Here is a 12,651-nt window from a genome sequence, read left to right as displayed (position 1 = left end):
AATGGGAAAAGCTACTGGATTTTTAGAGTATGAAAGAATCAATCCGAAGAAACGAGCTCCGGAAGAGAGAATTAAAGACTGGCAAGAGCTTAAGCTGCCACAGGATCCCGAGGTGCTTAAAACTCAGGGCGCAAGATGTATGAATTGCGGAGTTCCGTTTTGTCACGGCGGTGTTCTGTTAAACGGGATGGCAGCAGGATGTCCTTTGCACAATCTTATTCCGGAGTGGAATGAGCTGGTCTATAAGGGACAGTGGAAAGAAGCTTATCAACGGCTCGTCAGGACTAACCCTTTTCCGGAGTTTACAGGAAGGGTATGCCCTGCGCCTTGTGAAGGTTCATGTACAGAAGGCCATATTATGGAGCCTGTAACAATCAATAGCATTGAACATGACATTATTGAAAAGGCCTTTGCTGAAGGCTGGGTAGCTCCGACAAAAGCTAAACCAACGGGGAAAAAAGTTGCTGTTGTTGGTTCTGGTCCGTCAGGATTATCTGTTGCCTGTTATTTAAACGCAGTGGGGCATGAGGTAACCGTTTATGAGAGAAATGACCGGGCCGGCGGACTTTTGATGTATGGTATTCCCAACATGAAGCTGGATAAAGGTGTTGTCGAAAGACGTCTTGAGCTGATGAAGTCTTCGGGAATCAAGTTTGTTTTGAATACTGAAGTCGGCAAAGATATTCCGGCTCAAGAGCTTGTGGATAAGTATGATGCTGTCATTCTGTGCGGCGGCGCAACTAAAGCACGGGGGCTCGATGTTGAAGGAAAAGAACTTAAGGGTATTCACTTTGCAGTAGACTTCTTGAAGGCTAATACGAAAAGCCTTCTGGATTCAGGACTTAAAGATGGCAGCTATATCAGCGCTAAGGACAAGAATGTCATCATTATCGGCGGAGGGGATACAGGAACGGACTGTGTAGGCACATCAATTCGTCATGGCTGCAAAAGCGTTTATCAGTTCGAAATCATGCCTGAACCTCCGGCAGAACGAATTGAGGAGACTAATCCTTGGCCGGAGTGGCCTAAAAAGCTGAAAGTGGACTATGGTCAAGAAGAAGCCATAAGCTTATATGGCAAAGACCCGAGAAACTACCTGATTAACACCAAAAAAATCGTGGGTAATGAGAACGGTGAGGTCAAGGAAGTTCATACCGTTGAAATAACCTGGGTAAAAAATGCTTCAGGAAGACTTGTTCCTCAGGAAGTTCCGGGCAGTGAAAAGGTTTGGAAGGCTGATTTGGTGCTTTTGGCTATGGGATTTCTTGGACCGGAAGATACCATCCCCAATGAGCTTAAGCTTAATCGGGATGCCCGAAGCAATATAAAAGCGGACTATGAGGTTTTCGAGACGAATGTTGAGAAGGTCTTTGCTGCCGGTGATATGAGAAGGGGTCAAAGTCTTGTCGTTTGGGCGATCCAGGAAGGAAAGCTTGTGGCAAGAGAAGTTGACAAATATCTCACGGGTAAAAGTGTAATTAAATAACGTTAATAATTGGGCTCAGACTGACTTTGGTAAAAACCGATGCAGTCTGAGCTTTTCGCTTTAATTATTGTAAAATCTAATAATTGACTTCTAGCTTGCCGTTTGCGTTCATACACTGTCCGAGGAGGCGGTAAACATGGATTTGGCAACGGGGCTAAGTTACGGATATTTCTTAATGTGCTTGATCTTAGGCTGGATGGCAACAGCCATTTTAAAGGATGAGGTTTTAATAAAACAATCGTCCTCACCGGCTAAACGATTTCTCTTTAGGTTGGGTATCGCTTTAGTTTTAGCTGAGGGGTTTCGTGTTTTTCTAAGTTTTATCTTAGGTCCATTTTTAGATGAGTTAGTCAACAGAAGCATCCAAAGTTTTATTGGTTTTTAAGTGAAGAAAGTGGAATATTTTTAAAATAAGAAATTTGCCTCACTTTATTGCACGGAAATAAAGGATATGTTAAATTAAATAGAGTTTGATGTTTTAATAGGTGAGGAGATGTTTTACTATATGAAACGTGTGTTTATTTCAGGAAAAATACCAAGACTAGCCTACGACCTTCTTGCTAAAGAATTTGATGTAACTATGCATGACGATCTCAGCCTTTTGAGTAAGCAAGAGATTATGGATGGAATTGCCGGTAAAGATGCACTTTTATGTTTACTTTCAGATATAATTGATAAAGAAATTATTGAATCTAATAAAAACCTAAAGATTATTGCTAATTATGGAGCTGGGTTTAATAATATTGATATAGCGGCTGCGGGGCAAAATGGAATTCGAGTTACCAATACGCCAGGTGTATCTACAGATGCTACAGCGGATCTTGTGATGGGTTTAGTGATTGCAATTGCCCGTCGTCTTGTCGAAGGAGATAAGGAAATTCGTGCCGGACGTTTTAAAGGCTGGGCTCCCCTTTACCATCTTGGAGTGGAAGTAACCGGGAAAACTTTGGGTATTGTCGGCATGGGGAATATTGGACAAGGTGTTGCCCGGAGAGCGCGTGGATTTGACATGAAGATTATCTATAACACGCGGACTCGCCTTCCTGAGCAAAAGGAAAAAGAACTCGGACTGACTTATATGTCTCTCGAAAAAGTCATCGAAAACTCTGATTTTCTGTCGTTGAACTTAAGCTATAGCTCCGCAACGCATCATATGATTTCAACTAAAGAACTTGCGAGCATGAAACCTGCTGCATATTTGATCAATGCTGCTCGTGGCCCGCTCGTGGATGAACAGGCCCTTCTGGAAGCATTGCAAAATAAGGTCATTGCAGGGGCTGCTTTGGATGTATATGAGTTTGAACCCCAAGTTACGAAAGGATTAGAAAAGCTGGACAATGTTATTTTATCTCCGCATATCGGTAATGCGACAGTGGAAACCCGGGATGCAATGGCCGAAATAGCAGCCAAAAATATCATTTCTGTACTTAATGGTCAAGAAGCATTGACCTGTGTCAATAAACAGTATCTAAAATAATTTAGATCTTAATAATTTTTACACCATAAGTACATTAAAATTGTTTAACCAGCAAATATTCCATATAAGTCGCGGATAGATTTAAAACAGGCTGTCTTATTTTAAAGTAAGGCAGTCTTTCCTTTTGTACTGTCAGAAAATAAGTACAACCAGCGGCTTTGCCTTCGCTAAGGCTAACAAGTGCGAAGACAGTGCCTTCGGGCAAAGCCGGGTTTTCTTTACCTGACAGTTGATAAGCTGACCGGAAGAGTGCTAAAATTGGTGGAGCGATGAAACGTGAAGGAGAAATATTGTGAAGCGGACATGGCGATTTTGGGGAGCGTTATGGGTAGGTAAAAAGATAAGTTTGCTCCTTCGGCTCCTTGGTAAAAAAGGAACGACACTGCCCGGCAGGGCGGCACTTAAGATTAACCCTTATATGATAAGGGATCTTGCTCGGGAATATACGGAAGGAATAATTATTGTTACAGGAACAAACGGCAAGACAACAACGGCTAATTTACTGGCAAATATCCTGAGAACTTCAGGTAAAGATTTTGCTTTTAACCAAGCAGGGGCAAATCTTGTAACAGGAATTACAGGTGCTCTTATACAAAATACGGGCTGGTCTGGTAAGGCGAAGGTCCAGCTTGCACTTCTGGAAGTGGATGAAGCAACAATTCCTAAGCTTTGCGAGCAAATAAATCCGAACGTGGCAATCATTACGAATTTTTTCCGAGATCAGCTTGATCGCTACGGCGAACTTGATACAACCATTAAATTAGTGCGGAATGCACTTCCGAAAGAAACAGATCTTATCTTAAATGCAGATGATCCGCTTGTGGCTCAATTTGGGCAGGAGCACCAACATACCCTCTATTTCGGTGTGGATCGGACGCCTGAGAGCAAAACCCAAAGTACAGAAACTCGGGAAGCAAGGTTTTGTCCTTTATGCGGGGCCCCGCTGGATTATGAGTTATTTCATTATGGCCAGCTTGGCGTGTATCATTGTCAGAAATGTGATTTTGCACGTCCTCAGGTTCAGGTTTTAGCAGAGGATGTACATCCTGAAGAGGCAAATCTCAAATTTAGGGTGGGTGTAACCGAATATAACCTGGCACTTCAAGGCTATTACAACCTTTATAATGCGCTTGCATCAATTACTGCAGCCAAACGGTTAGGAATACGGGAGCAGGAGATTGAACGGGGCATTCGCCGGTATATTCCTCAAGACGGCCGCATGGAACGCTTTTTGCTTCCAAATGGACAAGTTACCCTAACTCTTGTTAAAAACCCAACAGGATTCAATCAAGTCCTGCAAACCATATTTACAGCTCAGTCAAAAGTGGTCCGTTTGTTGATTGTGATCAATGATTTAGCAGCAGATGGAAGAGATATATCCTGGTTATGGGATGTTCAATTTGAATATTTAGGGGAAAATTCAGAGCGTATACAGGGAATTATTTGTGCTGGGCTACGTGCAGAGGATATGGCTGTACGCCTAAAATATGCGGGAGTCCCTGAGAGAAAATTGAGGATTGAACATTCTTTGGAAGCTGCTCTTGAACAGCTTCAAGCTATGGGCAGTGGAGACGAGGCAACATTTATTTTTCCAACCTATACTGCACTCTTTCCAATGAGGGCACTTCTGGAGAAAAGGGCTTTGACTAACTTAGCTTCTCGGAGCGATAGTTTAGAAAATGTAAGCAGGGAGGGACAAGGGTGAAGCTGAATATATGCCATCTCTATCCTGACTTACTCGATTTATACGGTGATAGGGGAAATATCATAACTTTAACAAAGCGTGCTCAATGGCGGGGTATTGATACCGCTGTGCAAAGGGTTTCATTAGGTGAACCCCTCGATTTTGCTGATATGGACATCCTTTTTATCGGGGGCGGATCTGATCGGGAGCAGAATATCCTTGTCGAAGATTTGATGAAGAGAAAACAGGAATTAAGAGCTGCGATCGAAGATGGCCTTGTTGTACTTGCGATTTGCGGAGGATATCAACTGCTTGGACAATACTATCAAATGGGAAATGGAAAAAAGATCCCTGGATTAGGTTTTCTTGATTTATGGACAGAAGCGGGTACTAAACGGTTAATTGGCAATGTAGCGGTAAGGCTGGAAAAAGAGCTGCAAGCTCAAGGAGAACAGCTGGAAACAGCAAAACGGCTTAATACCTTAGTTGGATTTGAAAATCATTCTGGAAAAACATATTTAGGAGCGGCTGTTCAAGAAATCGGCCAGGTTCTGCACGGCAACGGAAACAATGGAAAGGACGGGTCCGAAGGGGTACGGTATAAAAATGTCTTCGGTACGTATCTTCATGGGCCGCTTTTACCAAAAAACCCGAATTTTGCTGACTTACTCCTAAGTTTAGCTTTTAAAAGGTCTGGACAGACGGAAAATCTTGCACCGCTCGAAGATCAGCTTGAAATATTAGCGCATGAGACAATGCTTGAACGAATTTTATCGGTTCATTAAGTATATCAATCGATATATACTCATATACTATAGGTGTTGATATATAATTTGATCCTTTTTGGCTAAAAGATGGTCTAAAAATGGATAAAAGCTTTATTTCCATAAATTACATTCCAATGAATTAACCTAATTAGCCATTTTTAACTTGTCCTGAGTGTGAGCTTCATTGACACCTTTTGTCGTAATTGTCTATAATGAAGTATAGCGATTGGCTAATAGACTTGGAGGTGCTGAGGTTGGCGGAAAGTAAGCGGATTATGATTAGTCTGCCGGAAAGTTTGCTTGCGGAAGTGGATGGTATAGTAACATTAGAAAAAAGAAACCGCAGCGAATTTATTCGAGAGGCAATCAATAGTATACTTCACGAACGACGGAAGAGAGGAATCCGCGAACAAATGCGCAAAGGCTACCAAGAGATGGCTCAGCTTAATTTAGCAATTGCTAAGGAACTATCTCTTACAGAAGATGAAGCAAGTCACTTTATCGATGAAACACATGTGGAGTGTCAGAGATGATTATAAAACGCGGGGAAATTTATTATGCAGAACTGAACCCCGTCGTCGGCTCCGAACAAGGCGGAACGAGACCCGTCTTAGTTATACAAAATGATATCGGAAATCAATTTAGTCCGACGACTATTATCGCGGCTATTACCTCTCAGATTGCAAAAGCAAAACTACCGACTCATGTTGAAGTTCGCGCAAAACGGAGTGGTTTAGAACGGGATTCTGTTATCTTAACAGAGCAAATTCGGACAATTGATAAAAGTCGTTTAAAAGAAAAAGTGGCAGTACTTGACGAAGAAGTTATGTTAAGAGTTGATCAGGCAATTGAAATAAGTTTGGGATTAACAGATATTTAATCCTAAGGAAAACATAGATCCCTTGAGCCCTGAAGCTCAAGGGATTTACTATAAACCTATTTTACGCAATAAACTCCATGCTCATAATAACCGTATTCGTGCATCTGGAATAAGATATTCTAGGTAGAGTAACGAAAAGGGGAATCCGTATGTTATGGGCGCTTTTAGGGTTTGTAGCAGTTGGAAGTCTTGTATTGCTGGCGGGTTATTTGTCTGATAAAAGAAACTCTGATGAGTAAATATGTTCTTATAACGCCTTACTAGGGCGTTATTTTTTATATCTAAAATACTGTTTTAAGAAGGTGGTAATGGATTAGTTTTAATTGATAGGCAATTGCTGCTATTCCGAAACCGGCGGTCTTTAATAAATTTCCTGGCACGACCAGTTTAGTTCCTTTGATAAATGAAAGGGAGGTTTTTAAAGTTGAAGCAGATTCTAGATTAGCTAAGCGCATAATGGAAACATGTGTAAAGAGTATACTGGCCAGAAAGAAAAGCCAACTTGCCGCAGCAGTAGTCATGGCTGAGTTTTCTTCAATAGGCTTGAATTTTAAAGCTTCTTCTGTTAAAAGGGATTGTTCCGCTTGGAAGTTCGAAATTATTGCTAATATCGTGCCCAAAAGAAAGAGAAAATCTCCAGTTCTTTCTTCGTAGATTAAGCTTAAATCAAGTTCTTTTTGCGGCACAATTATTCACTCCTATCATTTATATTTTAGAATATGAAAACAAAGCCTAATTTGTCTTTCAGTTAATTATTTTCTATGAGAGATGTGAATCCTTGCTTAGGCCATTGATTCTAAAATCCAGGAATTGAAGAGAGGGAAAGACGTGTTAAAAGATTTAGTCATTTGCGACGACGGTGATGTAGGCACAGCTCCAATTAAAAAGAGCTATGAATTATGTATCCACTGGTCTAAAGTTCTTTCTCGCCTTGCTGCGGGATAGAACTTTTCACTTTAAATCGCTTTTCACATGTTCTTCAGTTTATTTTAAGAATAGTTGGTTACAATAATCTTGTTTCTTTTTCAATTAATCCCCTATACTATACCTCGCCATTTCCGGTGGGGCTTTTTTTATTTTCTCTGGTGCCCTGTCATACTGCCTAATATGACAAGGTTATTTTTTGTTTATAGATAGGTTTCACTAGAATTCGACATGAGGTATGTGCAATAATTTATGAGGTGTGTGTAATAATTTGCGGGGGATAATGATATGTTTAATGGATCAATAAGGTGTATTTATTGTATCCCATGGTGGTTATGGGTATTGGTAGTAGTTACGGTTGTTTTAAACATTTTGCCAAGTAATAAATCGCATAGACGATAAATAATATAAAACAACTGTAAGGATCATGATTCCATGCTTAACCGAAGCCATTTTCTTGGTCCGGGCATAGCATATCGCCAAAAGAAGTGGGCTTAAGACCCAAAAGCCGCATTGTATATTTATAAAAATGCATATATTTAAGCTATTTAAAGATGTGAAAAGAAATTGTATAATTTATATAAAACTGAGTAGTACAAACCCCAAAAAATATAAATAAGAGAGATTAAGTCTATGAGAACACTTGAAAATTGCAAAATATCTACATTCATACTTGGTATTATAATGATGGTCGTATTATTGTGTTGCAGCAAACCGGTCCAAGCAGCTCAACAACCGGGTGAGTCGGATTATATTTACACTATAGAGAATGGTAAAGCTGAAATTTTATTGTACAAGGGAAGCGGGGGAGAGGTTACAATACCCGGTACATTAGGTGGAGCTCCTGTAATACGTATTGGTGACTGGGCTTTTAACAGTTGGAATAAATTAAGCTTAACCAGTATCACTATACCACAAGGGGTAGTAAGCATCGGCGACTCGGCTTTTAGCGGTTGTAGCAGATTAACGAGTGTTAGCATTCCGCAAGGAGTTACAAGCATAGGCAACTGGGCATTTAATGGCTGCAGTAAATTAACCAGCATTAATATACCGCGAGGAGTTACTAATATTGGTAAATGTACTTTTCGCGATTGTATTAGCTTAACTGATATAAATATACCGCAAGGGGTTACTAGTATTGATGACTTGGCTTTTTACGATTGCCAAAGTTTAATTAATATTACCATTCCCAACAGTGTAACAAATATCGGAAACTCGGCTTTTAGCGGTTGTAGTAGGCTAATTGGTATTAACATACCGCAAGAGGTTACAACTATCGGTGAATATGCTTTTCGCAATTGTAATAACTTAGTCAGTATTAGATTTAATTCAGCTATAACAAAAATAACGGGCGAGGTATTTCCATCTATAATCAAGATTATAGGATACGCCCCATCTACTGCAAAAGATTACGCAATAGAATATAGGAATATATTTGAACCTATCATCTCGCAAACCGGAAAATAGGGGATATAAATCGGTTAAATCTAAATATTGAGAAGACAAGATGAATGGACTAGCTAATAAAAGTCTCTGCAATTTATCTTTAGAGGTTACTAATTCTCGTTCAAATATTATGGCGAGCCAAATGGTCACATTAAAGATGATCTTTCAATTTCAAGAAGACGCCTCTTGAAAGGCGTCTTCTTGAGAGGGGCCGGGGTTAATAATAATCCCTTATTAGGTGCTCACAAAGGTAATCTGGTGAATCGGGAAGCGGACAATTGGACGAATACCATCAATGGGGGTCCCAATGTTAGAGTGTAGAACTGCGTTTGTTAACAGTGCAACACCATCTTGGATACCGCCAAAGTTTCCAATTCAGAAGCCTGCATCCATTCCAATTTCAATCCGGGCACCGATCGGGAAGGTGTCAAACAGAGCAATAATTGATACAAACGGTGCAGTAGGCCCTAAAAACAGTGGGGCAGCCGGAAAGGAAAATCCAAATGGAGTTAAACCAAGTCTTGCCATAGTATAGCCCTTCTTTCTTATAAATTTGACCCGAAGGTCTATAAGATCAGAATGACTAATTCCCGGATCCTAAACCATGATTTCTCTATCCTGGTTTTAATATATGTAGCTTGTCTTGTTCATAGAAATTAAAAGCTATTATATTATTATCATCCGTCAGTGCTCCGCTAATAATTGTATTTCTAATATTGGACGTATTCCTGCGTAAATAATAAACTTACCATCCTTGTTTCAAGAGCTGAATTTTTAGGTTTAGATAATTCGGATATAATATATCAATTATGAAGATCGTTTCCGTTTCTATTAAATTAAGGGATATCTAACATTAACGCAAATTATCGGGCATAAATAGTAAGCAGAGAACAGCGTAAGGTATTTGAAGCAGCCGACGCTGTTTTATTATCTTTAAACAAGATTAAGAGGAGTAAGGGGAGTTAACAATGTCTAAAAAACCGATTATTGGAATTACCGTTGCACATTGTACCGAAGAACTGAAAACTTTTCCCCGTGGATTTTATGTTGAAAGTATTTGTAAAGCAGGGGGGCAGCCTCTGTTAATTCCCCCCGTTCGGAATGAAGAAGATGCATACGAAATACTCAGCTTAATGAATGGACTAGTTCTCACAGGCGGAGGAGATATAGCGCCTCTCGTTTTAGCTGAGCAGCCGAAAAAAGGAATCGGAGAATGCTTTCCTGAAAGGGATCTGGGGGAGCTTCTATTAGCGAAGCTTGCTCTGCAGCTTGAGTTGCCTGTACTTGGAATATGTCGGGGAATCCAGGTTTTAGCTGTAGCTGCCGGAGGAAAAATCTATCAGGATATTCCCTCCGAATACCCGCAAGCGCTTGAACATAAACAAAAGGCTCCACGGGAAAATACTTGGCATGAGGTTGAATTATTAACCTCAAAACTCAGTCGAATTGTGGGAGAAACAAAGATTCAGGTCAATAGTTTGCATCATCAGGCCGTAGCCAGTCTTCCTAAAGGATTTATTAAAAGTGCTGTTTCCGCAGACGGGATTATTGAAGGTATTGAAAAAAGCGATTCTGCTTTCTGCGTTGGGGTACAATGGCATCCCGAAGTTTTAGCAGGCGAAGAGCATAGTCAAAAGCTTTTCAGAGGGTTCGTAGACTCTTGTAAAGAACACTTTTTATTATCTTAAGAACTCTAAAACAAAAGTAGAAATCGGTTTTTGCATAATAAGAAAAAGGATGCACTCAGAATTAATTTCTTGAGGCATCCTTTTTATTATTATGATCACTGTATCCCTAAACGCTTTAATTTTTTCCAAAGTCCTGTGCGCGTAATTCCGAGGAAGTGTGCCAATGCCGTTTTATTTCCTCCAAACTCACTAAGAAGACGTTCTAATTTATCCTTTTCACTTTCAGGAGATGTTACTGGTAAGGTTCGTAAATCCGGGGGCAAATCTTTGGCATGAATCGTTGTAGATTCGACAAAAACAAATAGTCGATTAATAACGTTTTGGAGTTGTCGCACATTCCCTGGCCAGCTGTATTCCAACAAAAGTGCACGTGCCGACGTGGACAAGGTTTTGGGATTACCCCCGTGACTTTGTGAAAGAATATTAAGCATATGTTCAGCAAGATTGATGATATCATTTTCACGTTCCCGTAAGGGAGGAAGCTGAATTTCAATCGCATTAAGGCGGTATAGCAAATCTTCGCGGAATTCACCTTTTTGAACCATTTCAGTAAGATTGCGGTGCGTTGCTGAGATGATTCGAACCTGAACAGGGATAGGTTTTGCCGCACCGAGAGGCTCAACCTCCTGTTCTTGGATAACTCGCAAAAGTTTTGCTTGAAGTTCGGGAGAAAGCTCTCCGATCTCATCAAGAAATAAAGTCCCGCCGTCAGCAAGCAATATTTTCCCGCGTTTTCCGCCCTTTAAGCCGCCGGTGAAAGCTCCTTCCTGATATCCAAAAAGTTCGGATTCGAGTAGGTTTTCGGGTATGGCTGCTGAATTGACAACGATAAAGGGGCCTTCAGCAACTTTACTTGTTTGGTGAATGGCTTTTGCGAAAAGTTCTTTACCAGTACCTGTTTCTCCAGTAATTAAAATTGGAAATTCATATTGTGCGGCCGTAGCAGCTTTACGAATGGTATCCTGCATAACTTGGGAAGTTCCAATGATATTTTGAAATCCCCGATGAACAGCCTGGCAGCTTTTATGACTTTTACGAGTGAACTGGGGCTGGGTGATTGGGATTTTGGCAAGGATGAGACCCAGCTGTTCTGAGCAATGTTTAAATAAACCTGCTATATCTGTTGAAAGAGCTCTTTCATCTGAGGTAACTGCACTAATTGCGCCGATAATTTGTCCATTAACGCGAATAGGCGAATAGAGCAAGGAAGTTAGACCTTTCTTAATTAAATGATCGGCATGTTTATAGTTAGGATCATTAAAATTATAGGCAACAATTGATTCCGAACGGTACATTTCTTCCATACCTGTATCCCAAATCGGGACCCATTCACTGCTGTCAAGCGACTCAGCTCCAGCTTCGGCAAGACAGCGGCGGAGCTTCCTCTTTTCATCAAGGACAAAAATGCTTGTGAAATCAAGTCCGGAAGTTATTCGCAGCTTTTCCGCATACTCACCTAAAAAATCCTTAATGTTTGATTCATTGATAAGGGAGACTACTGTTTGGAATAATGTGGCCGATGTTAAATTGTGATATTCAAAATCTAGCAGGAGACCAGAGTGAAAGAATGGCTGGGCAACAAGCTTTGAAATTTGGTCGAGAAGAAAGGCGTCTTCAGGCTGAAAACGATTTTTTTCTCTACTGGCGAGCAAAAAGGCCCCTACGACTCCATGGTCAAATACAATAGGAACCCGTAATATCGATCTAAATCCGGTCTGAAAAAGAAGAGGGTCCTCATAAAAGCCTGTATCGATTTGCTCTAGGTTTTGAACAAGATGGGGAACCTCATGTTTAAAGATCCAACCTAGTCCGGAGTTTTTGATTTGCGAATAAGCAGTATGAACTGTCCCTTCGATATTGATCCCAATTGAGTATTCATAGGTATATTTGCGTAACTGTGGATCGACCCGTAATAAATCAAAACGTTCGAAGGTTACAGCATTACTTACTAAAGTAACAATTCGCTCGGTTACTCCTCGCGGATCGGCCGGAAAATCCTCAATACTTTTTTCAAAAAGGGAGGGCAGATTCAGTGTAAAATCAGGATCTGTGCCAAGCAGGATCAGGAAATCCGAACACCCCTCAACTCCATATTTTTTTACATAAAGAGTTTGATCGTCAATTGTGGTCAAAGGTGTTAACTGCTCTTTACTGGAGGTTTCCAGCAAAGAGGTGAGTTCAAGAGGGGAAAGATGGTTGAGAAATTGGCTGGCCTTATTGTTTTTTCGCAGAATTTGACCCTTTCGGCTTACGCGAATAATGCCGAAAGGATAAGCTTCAAATAATTCTCTCATAATTT

Annotated in this window: 12 protein-coding genes; 9 read left to right on the top strand and 3 right to left on the bottom strand. The window is 40.6% G+C overall.

The window, feature by feature from the left end; translation table 11 throughout:
• Nucleotide 1 precedes the first annotated feature (1 nt).
• From ACHOLT_RS18560 to ACHOLT_RS18530, 7 genes are all read left to right on the top strand, one after another.
• The gene (locus tag ACHOLT_RS18560; protein WP_425803697.1) at nt 2-1,486 is read left to right on the top strand and encodes a glutamate synthase subunit beta; all 1,485 of its coding nucleotides are present in this window, start codon (nt 2-4) and stop codon (nt 1,484-1,486) included.
• Between the two features lie 136 nt (nt 1,487-1,622).
• On the top strand, nt 1,623-1,871 hold the full coding sequence (locus tag ACHOLT_RS18555; RefSeq protein WP_425803694.1) for a hypothetical protein: 249 nt from the start codon (nt 1,623-1,625) through the stop codon (nt 1,869-1,871).
• A gap of 120 nt (nt 1,872-1,991) precedes the next feature.
• The gene (locus ACHOLT_RS18550) at nt 1,992-2,963 is read left to right on the top strand and encodes a 2-hydroxyacid dehydrogenase family protein (protein WP_425803691.1); all 972 of its coding nucleotides are present in this window, start codon (nt 1,992-1,994) and stop codon (nt 2,961-2,963) included.
• Nucleotides 2,964-3,255: 292 nt separating this feature from the next.
• Nucleotides 3,256-4,668, top strand: coding sequence for a MurT ligase domain-containing protein (locus tag ACHOLT_RS18545; protein WP_425803689.1), 1,413 nt, complete (start codon nt 3,256-3,258; stop codon nt 4,666-4,668).
• Nucleotides 4,665-5,432 (top strand): type 1 glutamine amidotransferase, encoded by a 768-nt coding sequence (locus tag ACHOLT_RS18540; protein ID WP_425803686.1) that lies wholly within the window; start codon nt 4,665-4,667, stop codon nt 5,430-5,432. Before ACHOLT_RS18545 ends, ACHOLT_RS18540 begins: the two co-directional genes overlap by 4 nt.
• A 236-nt stretch (nt 5,433-5,668) precedes the next feature.
• Nucleotides 5,669-5,947 (top strand): CopG family ribbon-helix-helix protein, encoded by a 279-nt coding sequence (locus tag ACHOLT_RS18535; RefSeq protein WP_425803684.1) that lies wholly within the window; start codon nt 5,669-5,671, stop codon nt 5,945-5,947.
• Nucleotides 5,944-6,294, top strand: coding sequence for a type II toxin-antitoxin system PemK/MazF family toxin (locus tag ACHOLT_RS18530; RefSeq protein ID WP_005817423.1), 351 nt, complete (start codon nt 5,944-5,946; stop codon nt 6,292-6,294). The genes ACHOLT_RS18535 and ACHOLT_RS18530 overlap by 4 nt, the downstream gene beginning before the upstream one ends.
• A 281-nt stretch (nt 6,295-6,575) precedes the next feature.
• On the opposite strand, the gene ACHOLT_RS18525 is transcribed toward ACHOLT_RS18530, so the two are convergent.
• Nucleotides 6,576-6,980 carry a hypothetical protein gene (locus ACHOLT_RS18525; protein WP_425803682.1) on the bottom strand — a complete coding sequence of 135 codons (405 nt, stop codon included), beginning with the start codon at nt 6,978-6,980 and terminating at the stop codon, nt 6,576-6,578.
• 871 nt (nt 6,981-7,851) lie between these two features.
• Between ACHOLT_RS18525 and ACHOLT_RS18520 the strand changes: the two genes are divergently transcribed.
• Nucleotides 7,852-8,685, top strand: a complete 834-nt coding sequence (locus ACHOLT_RS18520; RefSeq protein ID WP_425803679.1) for a leucine-rich repeat domain-containing protein — start codon at nt 7,852-7,854, stop codon at nt 8,683-8,685.
• A 354-nt stretch (nt 8,686-9,039) separates the two neighbouring features.
• On the opposite strand, the gene ACHOLT_RS18515 is transcribed toward ACHOLT_RS18520, so the two are convergent.
• The gene (locus ACHOLT_RS18515) at nt 9,040-9,192 is read right to left on the bottom strand and encodes a hypothetical protein (protein WP_425803676.1); all 153 of its coding nucleotides are present in this window, start codon (nt 9,190-9,192) and stop codon (nt 9,040-9,042) included.
• Nucleotides 9,193-9,632: 440 nt separating this feature from the next.
• On the opposite strand from ACHOLT_RS18515, the gene ACHOLT_RS18510 reads away from it, so the two are divergent.
• Nucleotides 9,633-10,352, top strand: coding sequence for a gamma-glutamyl-gamma-aminobutyrate hydrolase family protein (locus ACHOLT_RS18510; RefSeq protein WP_425803673.1), 720 nt, complete (start codon nt 9,633-9,635; stop codon nt 10,350-10,352).
• Nucleotides 10,353-10,447: 95 nt separating this feature from the next.
• Here the strand turns inward: ACHOLT_RS18510 and ACHOLT_RS18505 are convergent, their stop codons facing one another.
• Nucleotides 10,448-12,646, bottom strand: coding sequence for a sigma 54-interacting transcriptional regulator (locus ACHOLT_RS18505; RefSeq protein WP_425803671.1), 2,199 nt, complete (start codon nt 12,644-12,646; stop codon nt 10,448-10,450).
• Between the last annotated feature and the right edge of the window lie 5 nt (nt 12,647-12,651).

The organism is Desulfitobacterium nosdiversum (assembly GCF_049860565.1).
Classification (GTDB): domain Bacteria; phylum Bacillota; class Desulfitobacteriia; order Desulfitobacteriales; family Desulfitobacteriaceae; genus Desulfitobacterium_A; species Desulfitobacterium_A nosdiversum.
Note: the sequence above shows the minus strand (reverse complement) of the source record. Positions and strands in the feature narration are given on the sequence as shown.

Coding starts and splice junctions, on each gene's coding strand:
- ACHOLT_RS18505 (WP_425803671.1), bottom strand. CDS start 12,646: ATGAGAGAATTATTTGAAGCTTATCCTTTCGGCATTATTCGCGTAAGC.
- ACHOLT_RS18530 (WP_005817423.1), top strand. CDS start 5,944: ATGATTATAAAACGCGGGGAAATTTATTATGCAGAACTGAACCCCGTC.
- ACHOLT_RS18515 (WP_425803676.1), bottom strand. CDS start 9,192: ATGGCAAGACTTGGTTTAACTCCATTTGGATTTTCCTTTCCGGCTGCC.
- ACHOLT_RS18550 (WP_425803691.1), top strand. CDS start 1,992: ATGAAACGTGTGTTTATTTCAGGAAAAATACCAAGACTAGCCTACGAC.
- ACHOLT_RS18510 (WP_425803673.1), top strand. CDS start 9,633: ATGTCTAAAAAACCGATTATTGGAATTACCGTTGCACATTGTACCGAA.
- ACHOLT_RS18520 (WP_425803679.1), top strand. CDS start 7,852: ATGAGAACACTTGAAAATTGCAAAATATCTACATTCATACTTGGTATT.
- ACHOLT_RS18555 (WP_425803694.1), top strand. CDS start 1,623: ATGGATTTGGCAACGGGGCTAAGTTACGGATATTTCTTAATGTGCTTG.
- ACHOLT_RS18560 (WP_425803697.1), top strand. CDS start 2: ATGGGAAAAGCTACTGGATTTTTAGAGTATGAAAGAATCAATCCGAAG.